At 46.7% G+C, this 12,836-nt stretch carries 9 protein-coding genes; 6 read left to right on the top strand and 3 right to left on the bottom strand.

Going from position 1 to position 12,836, the window contains the following annotated elements:
* The first annotated feature begins 50 nt into the window (after positions 1 to 50).
* A complete protein-coding gene (locus tag AQULUS_RS04050; protein ID WP_148338824.1) occupies positions 51 to 1,922 on the top strand; it encodes a hypothetical protein in 1,872 nt (623 codons plus the stop codon).
* A gap of 319 nt (positions 1,923 to 2,241) precedes the next feature.
* Positions 2,242 to 3,210, top strand: coding sequence for a hypothetical protein (locus AQULUS_RS04045; protein WP_148338823.1), 969 nt, complete (start codon positions 2,242 to 2,244; stop codon positions 3,208 to 3,210).
* A 155-nt stretch (positions 3,211 to 3,365) separates the two neighbouring features.
* On the opposite strand, the gene AQULUS_RS04040 is transcribed toward AQULUS_RS04045, so the two are convergent.
* On the bottom strand, positions 3,366 to 4,850 hold the full coding sequence (locus tag AQULUS_RS04040; protein WP_148338822.1) for a serine/threonine-protein kinase: 1,485 nt from the start codon (positions 4,848 to 4,850) through the stop codon (positions 3,366 to 3,368).
* A 200-nt stretch (positions 4,851 to 5,050) separates the two neighbouring features.
* Positions 5,051 to 6,832 carry an ABC transporter ATP-binding protein gene (locus AQULUS_RS04035; RefSeq protein WP_148338821.1) on the bottom strand — a complete coding sequence of 594 codons (1,782 nt, stop codon included), beginning with the start codon at positions 6,830 to 6,832 and terminating at the stop codon, positions 5,051 to 5,053.
* A gap of 241 nt (positions 6,833 to 7,073) precedes the next feature.
* On the opposite strand from AQULUS_RS04035, the gene AQULUS_RS04030 reads away from it, so the two are divergent.
* Together AQULUS_RS04030 and AQULUS_RS04025 are read left to right on the top strand one after the other, a co-directional pair.
* A complete protein-coding gene (locus AQULUS_RS04030; RefSeq protein WP_148338820.1) occupies positions 7,074 to 8,228 on the top strand; it encodes a hypothetical protein in 1,155 nt (384 codons plus the stop codon).
* A gap of 168 nt (positions 8,229 to 8,396) precedes the next feature.
* Complete coding sequence (locus AQULUS_RS04025) at positions 8,397 to 8,969, top strand: hypothetical protein (RefSeq protein WP_148338819.1); 573 nt, start codon at positions 8,397 to 8,399, stop codon at positions 8,967 to 8,969.
* A 64-nt stretch (positions 8,970 to 9,033) separates the two neighbouring features.
* Here AQULUS_RS04025 and AQULUS_RS04020 read toward each other — a convergent pair whose 3' ends face one another.
* Positions 9,034 to 10,026: a zinc-dependent alcohol dehydrogenase family protein gene (locus AQULUS_RS04020; protein WP_148338818.1), complete on the bottom strand. Its 993-nt coding sequence runs from the start codon at positions 10,024 to 10,026 to the stop codon at positions 9,034 to 9,036.
* A 130-nt stretch (positions 10,027 to 10,156) separates the two neighbouring features.
* On the opposite strand from AQULUS_RS04020, the gene AQULUS_RS04015 reads away from it, so the two are divergent.
* Positions 10,157 to 10,501, top strand: coding sequence for a winged helix-turn-helix transcriptional regulator (locus AQULUS_RS04015; RefSeq protein WP_148338817.1), 345 nt, complete (start codon positions 10,157 to 10,159; stop codon positions 10,499 to 10,501).
* A 137-nt stretch (positions 10,502 to 10,638) separates the two neighbouring features.
* Positions 10,639 to 12,696 carry a hypothetical protein gene (locus AQULUS_RS04010; protein WP_148338816.1) on the top strand — a complete coding sequence of 686 codons (2,058 nt, stop codon included), beginning with the start codon at positions 10,639 to 10,641 and terminating at the stop codon, positions 12,694 to 12,696.
* Positions 12,697 to 12,836: the final 140 nt, after the last annotated feature.

Here is a 12,836-nt window from a genome sequence, read left to right as displayed (position 1 = left end):
CAAATGGTTAATATTAAAACACTCACGAGGACATAAAGGACCGCTCGCATATGCGCATCAGACCGCAGCAAAAACTTCACTCCATTTCCTTGAATAAACGTTATTGGCCGGAATTATTCAGCATCCGCTTTCTAAATCTAACTGACAGCGAAGGAAATGCCCTGGCAATTTTTGAATCCGATTACACCAAGTTCCAGAAATACCTGTCTAACAGCAAGATCCTTGATTTCGAACATCTGTCCGCAAAAGACAAGCTCGCTCATCTGGCACGCGCGAACATCAGGATCATCCGTTATTTTTCGGCCGCGAACCTTCAACATCATGAACTTGACATCAGGCAAAGTTCTTTCACGGCGGACGGAAACATCGTCAGCAACGGCGGAAATCTGCTGAAAAAGGCAGGCCATCAAAACTGCGTTGCGCTTTACCAGGGGAAAATCTATATTCATCCCAAAGTCAGGTCGGTGCCAGGCTGTCTTGATGCCGCTGACAGCGCTGAAAGCGAACAGAAGGGAATCATTGGCGTCAGCCATTCGTCTTTATGCCAGGGTTCGGATGTGCCATTCGCCGGATCCTTCATCCATGATGAAAAATACGGCTGGATCATTGAAAATACCACCGGGCATTACAGCACGCGCGCCTATCAGCTGATTCTGTTTCTGGAAGTATTAGCCAAACAAGGCGTTGACTTGTCATTGCTGACTGTCAAAACCTGGATCCCGCATGAGCCCAAACGACGGCCGCCCAGCCTGCATGAAGCAGATTACGACACGCATTATGAAAACGCGGCAGCGTTTCTGGCCCGGGCACAGAAAAGTAAAAAATCCCTGGATAAGATTATGTTCACCAATTCACGAGTCAAAAGCTGTGTCGCCGCGCTGCAATCTCCCGCGCTGGACTCTTCCGACTATATATTGCTTGTCACAAGCATTCTCGCTGAACGTCTGGGAAATCAGTGCGAACACATACGCGCGATCAAGCATTTATATTTGACGCACCAATATCATAGTGCAAAATTGTTGATAACCTCTCTTTGCCGGCAGCATGTCAAGAAAACAAATTCTCTCTTGTTTGCCGAAATCATGAACAAATCATCCTGTCTGCATGACAATCCGTTAAAAAATGAGAGCCGAAGATATTTTGAAGCGAAAGCAGCTCGCCTTCTGGCAGAAAACATGAGCACGCAAATCTTCTCCAGTGTTGGCAGGTTCGGAGTATTTATCCTGCAATTCATCCCTTCGGGATTAAAGATCACAGTACCCCAGCTCGTTGGCTCCATATCGTCAGTGAATGAAGTCTTCTCTTGCATGCGTATCATTGCCGATGAAAACAGGGAACTGCTGCGTCAACATGATGCCTTCAGGGCTACCTCGGAATTATATGGATCAAAAGATCGCGGCGGAAAAATTGCCGGCCAATCTTCCCTGCCCAGCCTATGCCCCGGTATTATGCGATCCGTGTCGCAGCTGCCGCAGGATGACAGGCGTGCCGCTGAAACTGACCGTATTCCGGATTTGTTCACCCTATCAGCCAAACCGCGCGGATTTTCCTCCAGCACGCCGGATGTTCCCTTTGTCAATTCCATTTCCGGAAGCGGATACACGCTTATTTTTATGCTGGGTAAATATATGGAACAAAATCATGGCGACCCGGCCTTGGAATCCGATGTAAATCAAATCCTGTCCGGTTGGTTTGCCTGCTCCTGGTATCATGGGTATCACAGTTTTAATGAAATGATGGCTATCTTTTCTGATCCTGTCGTTTCCGCGCTTTTCAAAAGCCACGATGTCCGGATCAATATCAAAACGATTGCGGATTCTGTTCAGGACAAGGCATTTGATTGCGCCGCCGGGTATGCCGAGACCTTAGGACAAAAACATTGCATGCTCACTGCCGTCAGAACCCATGATAAAACGGTATGATACTCTCTTACGCACCCTCAGAGCCGCACCATGCTGCAGAAGTGTCCGGTAAAGCGGGAATGACGAGAGGGGTGAACAATCCTTCGAGACGGCACTGCCGCACTATGCCGAGAGTGGCGGTAACGGCAGGTTAGAAGAAGATTACGCTCATGGATTTATTAGAAGCATATGAATTTTATATTAATTCAATTACTTAAACTGATTTTTCCCTGTCGGCCCGCGGATGGCGAAAAAAAGCCTCTATTTTTTAATTCTATTTTAATGTAAATACTATACAATCTGTAGAAATCTGATATGACTTCAATGAGATGAATAACTTATGAGAGCTCAAGAAAAAAGCGAACGCGGACTCCCTCTTTCAGCCGCCGACATTCAGGAACTGCTGAAAGATCCAAACAGCTGGGTTTCCAAGCTGTACGCGGAATGCCAGATCAATTCTGCCATGAATGAATATGCGTTCATTCGTTTCGTTGAAAATACCATGCAGGAAGAATATCTCGCTCTTGCCCGGGAAGCGTCAGCTGACCAGGAAAGAAGAGACCGGACAGACCATCTGACAGCCCAACCGTCAGTAACGCCTGCCATCTTTGATACCCATCCTGCGCAAGCATCTGAAATCAAGACATCGCTGCAGATTGAGCTGAATGATTTGCTGGCCATATCTCAATCATCCATGACAGCAACCCAGCTTGCTCGCCACCACCAGAATCTTACGGCTAACTTCAGCAATCAGGTTTCCGCACAATTAGGGCCTGCCGTGACACTCGCCAGCGGCAGACAATTGACTGTGCCGCAATTGGCTTCACCACCGGCGCCGTCCGCAGCGCAAGTTTTACAGCCCAACCCGGGACTGGCCAATCAAGTCACTAGCAATCCTGGCATGCAAGCCGCGTTTGCGACTTTCCACACCCAAGCGGAAACAGGTCCGTTCGCCGTATTCAAGAAATATAGGGAAATCCTGGATGCCAATCACATTTCTGACCTGGGATCCATGGATAAAAGAGAATTGATGCGCCTCATTGATTCCACCGTGAAGCTTTTACAGAACAATAACAAGCCCCTGGCAGAGCAGCTGTTTTATAATAATGACTTGTCTCTCCGGCTATTCAGTAAAAACCTGAATGCGAATCCTCTTGTCATGGATGTGCTGCCTTCGCTGACCAAACCTCCCGCCATGTTCGCCGTGCTGCCAACACAGCAAATACTCGCCGGGCCCAAGTTTGGCAAAAACAGGCCGCAGGATGAAGAACAGGACAACTATACTCCTTCCTTTTCCAGACGCGGTTAGCCAGCCGAATCGACCACCAATACAGACGCAATAAACCCCTTGCGCCGAAAACAGTCATGGCTGTAATGATCTTCCAGACACATGCGCAACGCGGCTTAAGAATTACAAGCCGCGCGCCTCATGATCGAATGAGTTTGCATCAGAACAGGGGCTTTCTATTGGCTTCTCCCGGGCGACGGCGAAGAAGGCTTGGCATCGTCGCTGGTTACACCTTGAGTTTGGCCTTGAGCCTGGGTTAATTTGGCAGACGTCTCCACGGAAGTCTTTTTTTCAGTGGAAACAGTCGCCGCATCAGAGACAGCGGGTTTTCTGACAATGGCCGATCGGCTGGTTGCCCTTCTTAGCATCTTGGCCGCTTCATTTCTGGCTTCAGACCTGGGCCCGGTTGTCGCACTTAAATCGGGTTCCCTGGCAGCCGCCAGAGCCACCATAATATTCGCCGTTCCTGTCGTGGAAGTCTGAGCTGGCGCGTGCAGCGCGGGATCAGAAAAACCGGGAGCATGAAACTTCCTCATCACCGCTTCAAAGGCCTGCTTGTTATCCATAACCGCCATCAGACGCGCGGCGGTATTATAATCCATGCGCTCATCGGGATTTGGCTTGCTTAATTCCTTGATGATGAGCTCCAGTCGCTGGCCTTGTTCCGTTTTAAACATGGGATGCGAAAAATCAAATGTCGTGTCCTTAGCCTCTCCCTTGCTGAAAATTTCCTTGCCGGTCGCCGAGTAATACAAGATGACCGCCATTTGATAACTGTATTCTTTCTCCATTATTTTCAGGACATCTGCAGCGGTAGGATTCACTGCTGATGCCAGCTTATCGAACCCTTGCGTTGACATATAGGACTCTGTCATTAAGCCGGTGCAATTCATGGTCTTTGAACGTATTCCTATCGGCAATTGATCCGCTGGAAGAATAGCTTTTGTATCCGCGACGACTATTTGAAAGCTGCCATCACTGTTTTCACGCGCCAGCAGATTTCCAGGCTTGCAGTCTGTCCATATCATGTTTTTATCTTGCAGGGACAGAAATATTTCTCGCAGTTGCAAGCCCACAGTCTTGGCGAATTCAATTTCCTTGGTGGAATCGAACATGACCTTGGGCTTTTCATCCTGACTTTTCTTTAACTCTTTTGACAGGGACGAGCCCAGCTTTTCAACAAGTGTCATAAACCCTATAGGTTTGGTACTCGCATCCAGGGTCATTTCTTTTAACGTTTCACTTTTTCTGTTTCCAGCGTCATTCGCAAATACATGAACAGCATAACGCTGAGCCACCCACTTGTTCTCTCTTACCTTGCCCAGTTGATCTACTGCGGTCAGACTGGGTTCACGCTGCGTACCGATTTGAATGACAAATTCTTCGCCTTTATACGCCACAAGCAGGTTCAGATTATTCTCACCGCCCAGGTTCTTGATTGAAATGTCGTTTCCAAACATTTGATGGAATATTGGCTGGATCGCATCCATGACCTTGGCCTTGCGTCTTTCGGGATCGCCTTCATCATAGTGAATTTGCATCATATCAATATACTGATAAATGATTTCTTCCACTGCGGCAGGATTCTTTGATAACACATCATTAAATTGATCTTTGGCAGATTTTTTGCTGGATTTGGATTCAGCGCGCTTTCGTTGCATGCAAAAAATCCTCGCTTTTAACTCTCGGGTCTTTATTAAGTATAGTTCAAATTATGGGCAGGCCTTCCTGCCTGAGAATTAATTCAAGCGACTGTATTTAATGAATTAATTGAAATTGCCTTTTCCCGCTCATGCGGGTTGGCAATAACTGAGAATGATGATCACCGGAGAATCACAAACGGGCGCAAAGCCATTGCGCATTAGAGTGAGCTGGATAGAAATCCGTGTTGTCTTTTCCATAATTGATTGTAAATGACTCCGCGCTTTAATAATGCTTCATGAGTGCCCTCCTCCATGACTTTGCCTTTATCAAAAACCAGAATGCGGTCCATGGCCTTGATGGTAGACAAGCGGTGGGCGATGATAATGACGGTCTTGCTTGTCATCGCGTATTTCAAGGATTCTTGTATCAGAGACTCCGTGACAGAATCCAGCGAACTGGTCGCCTCATCCATAATAAGGATGGGAGCATTTTTCAATATGGCGCACGCGATCGCGATGCGCTGGCGCTGCCCGCCCGAGAGTTTTACGCCTCTTTCACCCACTAACGTTTGATATCGCAGGGGAAATTCGGCCGCAAACTCATGAACATGAGCCTTTTTGGCCGCTTCTATCACTTCATCATCGGTCGCGCCGAGGTTACCGTAGCGGATATTATCCATCAGACTGCGATGAAACAGCGCCGGATCCTGGGGTATGAATGCGATATTTTCGCGCAGACTGTTCAAGGTGACGGAATAAATGGATTGACCATCAATAAAAATATCACCTTGTTCAACATCAAAAATCCGAGTGATCAAATTGACAAAACTGCTCTTCCCGCTTCCGGAATACCCTACCAGCCCGACCTTTTCACGCCCATTGATAACCAATGTCTTGTCTTCAAATAAGCGCTGATTTTCATTATAAAAAAATTTGACGTGAGAAAATTCAATTTTTCCCTGTGATATATTAAGCGGCGCTGCGTTATCCTGATCGATAATTTCATGCCTGATAGAAAGAAATTGCAGCGCCTGATTAAAAACTCCGAATTGCTCGGCAACCTTGAATAAGGATTCCGTAAAATGCCACACATGATCAAGAACGCTGAGAGTCAGCATGAAAATGAGCGCGAAATCCCCGATCGTTAAAAAGCCCTCTTTTCCCAAATAGAGTAACAATGCAATAATGACCGCTTGTACTGAAACCGTCAGGGTACTCATGATAAATGCGTAACGCATGAGCCTGCTTTGCAGCAAGACATCTTTGCTTGCCATTTCATCCAGAGACACGCGCAAATAGTTTTTTTCATGGATTCGGCGCGAAAACAGAATGACATTGACCGCGTTTGCGAAGCTGTCCACCACATTGCCGACCGCCTGGCTGCGGCTCTCGGCAAAAGCTCTGGAAAACGGCGTGATGGATTTGCTGAAGTAAAATGCGGCACGGATAAAAAAAAGCGTCCAGATCAGAAAAACCAATGAAAAATACGGGCTGACTACGGATGAGATGACAATAGCCGTCAGAATGGTCAGGAAATCCTGAAACAGGCTGCGGCAATTCAAAATCAATAAATCCGTATTATTAGCGAGATCCACTATCCTGTTGCTGACGGAGCCGCTCAGATGATCTTGAAAAAACCTGAATGAATGGCCGTGCGTATAATCAGAGGTTTCATCAATAATATCGGCTTTCAACGCCGGCAGTGATTTTAGCGTGACATAATTGTTCAGGCGCCATGCCAGGTTATTGAGTATGGTCAAAGAGACCAGCAACACGGCAGGCCACAGCGCGCCCCTGATTAATTTGTCGCTTCCCAGCAGCGGAGTGGCGGCATCCAGTAACGTTTTCAATACATAAGGCTGAACCGAAATGTAAAGCGAGACAAAAAAATTGATCAGCAGCATCACCGTGAAATAATAGCGATAAGGATGGAAAAAATGCCTGACAAAACCAGGGACTGAGTGCGGGAAAGCTGCTTTCCGGCCGGTACCAGTATTCATTTTTGAAAAAATCCGTTTTCCATTACTGCCTGTTTGTGAAGCTCAAGATGATATATGTCAATTATATCCGGCTTTATCCGTGTAGCATAGATAATGGATTCCCGCATATTCAGACAGTAATGATATCAGGAGCAGTCATTCTCGCGAAATTTTTGAACTATACTTAGAAAAACTGACCGGCCAGGCAATATGCCGGCTTCCTCAATAAGGCCATGATATTCAGGCAAAAAGGTAGACGGCCATGTCCAGATCAAGATTTGACAACATTATTTATATCAATTTGACCCAGGATCAGGTGCTGTCACAAGCCAGCGCACTGGTTATTCACAAAAAACCTGTTGAATTGATCAAAATTCCGGAGGGGGCTGATATTGGCAAGACTTCCGATCCCAAGTTACTCCCTCGCCGCGTATCGAATACAAGCAAAGTCTATTTTTCAGCACATGGCAGCGAAGAAATTGACTGGTGCGTGACGGATAGAAGAACAGGTGACGCAAAAATATATGATGTAAAAGATGTCGCAGCCTATCTGGCAAAAATATTAATCGATGCAAAGTTTAAAGATCCGCATTTGTCACCGCGATTAACCCTGGTCATGAGCGTGTGCGAAGGGGTGGGATTCGCAAAAAAACTGCAGAAAAGGCTTTTTAGCAAATATCATATATTCATTGATGTCATCGCAAACAAATTCGTTGTTCATGAACAGTATGAACATAACACAAAAGATCATTCCGTTAACATCACACACCGCATTACCTCGGTCAAAGACTCCGGCAACCGCCAGCATCAACGCCCTCACAGCAAGGTATTACTTGTCATTGATGAACAGGGAAAGCAAACTGAAATTGATGCGTATGAATTAAAATGGATTCATGCGGTAACCAATACTCTCAACAAGAAATTGAACGGTTTTTTGCGTTGGGCTGATTTTGACAAACGCGAAAATATCGATACCGCCAACGGCATCAAGATATTATGCCACGATATCGCCGTGATCATCAGAGAGAATATCAACGTCAGCATTAATAAAACCGCCAATCTTTTGCTTGCATTGTTAATGAGCAGCCAAAAAACCAGCGCCGATCCTGCCTATAAAAACGCCATGAAATATTTATTGCTGAACACATCGATTCAAAATCTGATAAATCAGGGCGAGAAACATATCGCCATGAATAGTGAGCTGCTGGAATATCACAAAAAGCTGGATGCCATTGAACAGAAGAAAGCCGCGCTCAGTGATCTTGAACTGGCCGGCAACGTGATCAAGGCAGCCAAACATAAATATTCTTTGCTTCTCGCGGAAGCCGCGGAACAACACAGGCAGGATTTATTGCCTGATATCGAGGAAGCACGCAAGGAAATCAGTCAATTGAACGACAGGAAAAATAAAACGTAACAATCACACAATCAGCCGCGCATCATTTTATTTTGTCTTGTCTCATTATTCTTTCTTGCCACGTTTCCCATGCGGTAATTTTTCTTTGACTGCCGCCCGGCATTACGAGATGATACCGCCCTGAATATCCCTGAATATAATAATACTTATAAGATGAGTGATTAGAAAATGAAAATATCATCCGGTTTTCCTGTTAAATCAATTATCTCTCTATTGCTTCTCTTGTCTTCACCAGCCATGGCTGATGAAAAACCAGCTAGCAGAGAATCCATAAACAAGCCTTCTGCAGTCTCCAGCCAGGGGTGGCTCAATCTCGGTCTGGGCGCGGGCGGCGATGGCACCAGTCTGGCCGGACCGACAGTGTTAATCAGCGGCAACTACCGCCTGTCTGAACATCAAATATTGAGCGCGCGGTTTTTGCAAACCCATCAATTACTATTTGATGGAAGCCGGTTTACTGATGCGGGCTTGATGTATGGCTTGATTGCTAAAGGCAAATACGCCTACATCTCTGGCTCGGCGGGATTGGGTTTCGCACAATACGATCATCACAAAGGCGGACTTTTTGTCCCGGACCGGCACGTTAAAACCACTAATACGATAGGAATACCACTGGAATTGAAACTATTCCTGATACCAACCCCTTATGTGGGAATCGGCGTTATCGGTTTTGGCAATCTCAATACAGCCAGATCCATTGCCGGTGTGGCGCTGGGACTGCAAGTCGGATACCTGGAATAAGCTGATTCCTGAGAACGTGTATTGAACTGACACAACTCAATACACGCTCTCAATATTTAATCTTTCATGAGAGTTGAATGACAACTTTGCCCAACGCATGACCCGATTCCAGCAGGGCATGTGATTTGGACACTTCCTCCAGTGAAAACCTTCTTGGATCAATAAGCGGTTTAAGCCTGCCAAGATCAGCCAAATCCGCCGCTTGACGTAAAATGGCGCCATGACGTTTGCGCTCATGATGATGAAGCATGGGCAACAGCATGAATACCACATGCAGACTGGCTGATTTCAGCAAGAGTCCGCCAAGATCATGTGTTGAGAGCGTCTGTATGGAAACAATACTGCCATACAACGCAACCGCCGCCATCGATTTATCGATATTCTCACCGCCAACCGTATCCAGCACCACCTCGAATCCCTTGCCGCCGGTCAACCGCTCCACATAATCCTGCACAGACTCATTGCGGTAATTAATCACTTCGGACGCACCCAGCGATCTAGCAACAGCTGCTTTTTCATCAGAAGAAACAGTGGTACAAACCTTGGCGCCAGCCCAGGCTGCCAGCTGGATCGCCACATGTCCCACTCCGCCTGTTCCTGCGTGAATCAATATGGTCTGCCCCGGTTTCAGTCTGATTTTTTCGAATAACGCTTCCCACGCTGTAAGAGTAACCAAAGGCAAAGCCGCAGCTTCAGCCATGTTCAATGATACTGGTTTTTTAGCGATGAGATCCGCATCCACCAGCATGAATTCAGCTAACGCCCCTCCCTCACCCTTGACCCCTCCCGCACAGCCAAAAACCGCGTCGCCGACTTTAAACTCAGTCACGCCCGCACCTACTTCTTCAATGACGCCGGCAAAATCACCGTGCAAAACCGCCGGAAATTCCGGGGCTATCTGCGGCAGCAATCCTGACCGGATTTTGAAATCCACGGGATTGACGCTGGTTGCGTGCACCCTGACCAATACATGACCCGGCCTGATTTCAGGCCTGGCCAGTTCGGCCATGGTAAAAACTGAAGTATCTCCAAAATGACGGATGACTTGAGCTCGCATTCCTTACCTCCACATGATTGTTTTTTATGACAGTTAATATGCATGGTGGATTATAGCGATATATTCAATTAATATAAGTACGCACAGAATTGTTATATAGTTACAAAAAAGTAAGCTAGAGATTTGTCACATGAAAACCCCGCAAAAAGACCGCTTTGATGATTGCCAGCAACGCTGCCCGGTGGAAGCGGCTCTGGATGTGATTGGCAACAAATGGAAAGGCGTGATTCTGTTTCATTTGCTTGGCGGCGTGAAACGTTTCAATGAATTAAAACGGCTGATCCCGGATGTTTCGCAGCGTGTACTGACCCTGCAATTACGCGAACTGGAAAACGACTGTGTAATTATTCGAAAGGTTTATCCCCAGGTGCCGCCTAAAGTCGAATATTCACTTTCTGAACTGGGCTTGAGTCTGGAACCCATCCTGATCGCCTTGCGCGAATGGGGTGAAAAAGCCATCCAAAATATCAAATAGCTCAATCCTTCCCGAATCCTGCTCTCTTGCATGAAAAGCCCTGCGCCGGTTATCCTGATGTGTGGGCACTGAAAGCCTTATATTGGTCATACAACATCTGTGGTCATCAGGCATGCCAGACGATAAAGGTAAATAACATGTTGTCAGACAGGAAAAATGAAGATCCCGTTCGCACAGGATCCGTGCTGCCTCTTCTCTATGCCATGAAATCGGTATTTATAGATTTTACACACAGGGAAATCATCCTCGTCAACCAGTTAATCAAAGAGGCTTGCCCCAGGGACTTTAATGGGTTCCTGAAAAGCATGAAGACACAGCTGTATAGCGGCTGCCTGGGAGGCCTGAGGTTTCATCACATCCCTGACATCATCAAATATGTCAAATTGATGAGTCAACTGGATTATCTGCTGAAATACCACATTACTTCCGCCTGGAATGCGGCTCAAACCGAAATCCAGAGCAGGACGCGAGGCAGTGTCAAAATCAAACCTGTCACTGCGGATGATGCGTTACCCATTCTGATTACTGTCATTTTAAAATGCACGGAGAAAATCCGGGAGTCGGGCACGAATATAGATCCCGCCGCGCTGACTGAAAAAATTGGAAAACTCTGCGACTTGAATAACTTTATTTATGGCAGCAATGGCTGCGCGGAAAATTACGCACTGATCATGCTGGGATCAGCCATCACTTATTGCACTCAATTGAGCAGACAGCAGGATAACAATGAAGAGGAAGCCAGCACCACCCTGACTGCGGACAAACTCATGTTCCTGTCCGGCTCTGATTTGATTAAGACAGCGGAAACGATTGGCCAAGCCTTGTCTGACAGCCAATCCGCCAGGGAAATTTGTGCGGCTTTTGTCAGCCTGTACGATTCTGTTCCCTGTGAAGATGAGCGAGAATTGAATTTCCTGGCTGCCCACCCGTCCCTGCTCATTCGCGAAATAATACACCGCGCTTGTGTGCGTTACCTGATCTCACTGCACGATGAAATAAAAAAATGTCTTCTGAATGATTCGCAGCTCTTTAAGACATATTATGGCTCTGACACGGACTCACTGTCTGGCGAATCAGGTTTATTTGATATATACGAAAGAATACAATCAGGCTTGCGCGATACAGCGTCAAAACTCGCCTCTTTCTCGCGTCAGTTTCCGCAGCTGGAGATTCACCTCAAAAAGGCAGCCGCGCTGAATGTCTTGATGCAAGCCATCGATGATCATGCTCTCCCTCCGGAGTCAGCCATTCTTTCATTCGCGGATAAATTCCATGAGTGTGAAGTCATTCTCAAACAGCCGGCGGACGCCGCTTACAATCTTTTTTATCAGGCGCTTGTGTCAGTGGATATCGCCGCCAAAAGCCGGTTTGAAATCGCCGTGAATCTGGAATATATCCCCGAAATGCTGCTGTCAGCCGAGAATACGGATTTGAAAACACTTCACGCCGCGCGTTCTGACTGCGGCCCGGACGGGCCGCGCCCGGCAAGCAAACCCGTTTACTTGATGCTATGCATGCTGGATATCATCATGCATGAGTTTCATCGCGGAAAAGGCATATCCGGCCTGATCACCTTCACAGTCAGCAAAATGGATGAAGCCGACCAGAAAAAAATCCATCATGTCTTGAACGACAGCGAAGTAATCGACGTGGATACATTGCTCAAAGCGCTCGTTAACAGTAATCTGCACGACCTTGAATTATGCGAAAAGCTGAATGCATTTGCAGTACTCAACCAGATTCCGCCTCCCTTTAATCTTGGCATTTTGATCAAAATCCTGCAAAGAATCGAAATATATAATCAACGGGCGATTGAACATCTGATGAATTCAGACGATGAAACATTGAACGAGCGGGACACATTCAGGATGAAAACCGGCACGGATAAGCAGTCATATCTGACGGAATTATACGCCATCATAGAATGCGCATTGAGCGGTGACAGAAGGGCACTGGAAAAATCAGTGGAAGAAATCAAGCTGTTGCAGCTTAAAGCCAGCAATCGAGAGCAATATCCCGACGCATTAACCACTTACTCCAGGCTGTCACGCAGCCATATCACCCAACTGTCTTATGAAGCATTGCGCTTTCTAGGCACGATGATCGAACATCCCGAGACCTACGACACAACCGTGTCTCAATATCAGCTGTATCGCTACCGGGACAAGCCGTCAAAAAGACCCAACTCGCTATGACCCTGCCGTTCTCTGGCCGGGCGATTTTCAAGTCAAACCGCTGACATCTCAAGCATTCAATTCGTTGAAATAATGGAATATAATGCGATTGATTGTTTATTTGTCATTTTATCTTATAATTGATCAATAATACCGTGAAG

Source organism: Aquicella siphonis, assembly GCF_902459485.1.
GTDB classification, from domain to species: Bacteria; Pseudomonadota; Gammaproteobacteria; order DSM-16500; family DSM-16500; genus Aquicella; species Aquicella siphonis.
Note: the sequence above shows the minus strand (reverse complement) of the source record. Positions and strands in the feature narration are given on the sequence as shown.

Coding starts and splice junctions, on each gene's coding strand:
- AQULUS_RS04045 (WP_148338823.1), top strand. CDS start 2,242: ATGAGAGCTCAAGAAAAAAGCGAACGCGGACTCCCTCTTTCAGCCGCC.
- AQULUS_RS04010 (WP_148338816.1), top strand. CDS start 10,639: ATGTTGTCAGACAGGAAAAATGAAGATCCCGTTCGCACAGGATCCGTG.
- AQULUS_RS04015 (WP_148338817.1), top strand. CDS start 10,157: ATGAAAACCCCGCAAAAAGACCGCTTTGATGATTGCCAGCAACGCTGC.
- AQULUS_RS04040 (WP_148338822.1), bottom strand. CDS start 4,850: ATGCAACGAAAGCGCGCTGAATCCAAATCCAGCAAAAAATCTGCCAAA.
- AQULUS_RS04050 (WP_148338824.1), top strand. CDS start 51: ATGCGCATCAGACCGCAGCAAAAACTTCACTCCATTTCCTTGAATAAA.
- AQULUS_RS04025 (WP_148338819.1), top strand. CDS start 8,397: ATGAAAATATCATCCGGTTTTCCTGTTAAATCAATTATCTCTCTATTG.
- AQULUS_RS04035 (WP_148338821.1), bottom strand. CDS start 6,832: ATGAATACTGGTACCGGCCGGAAAGCAGCTTTCCCGCACTCAGTCCCT.
- AQULUS_RS04030 (WP_148338820.1), top strand. CDS start 7,074: ATGTCCAGATCAAGATTTGACAACATTATTTATATCAATTTGACCCAG.
- AQULUS_RS04020 (WP_148338818.1), bottom strand. CDS start 10,026: ATGCGAGCTCAAGTCATCCGTCATTTTGGAGATACTTCAGTTTTTACC.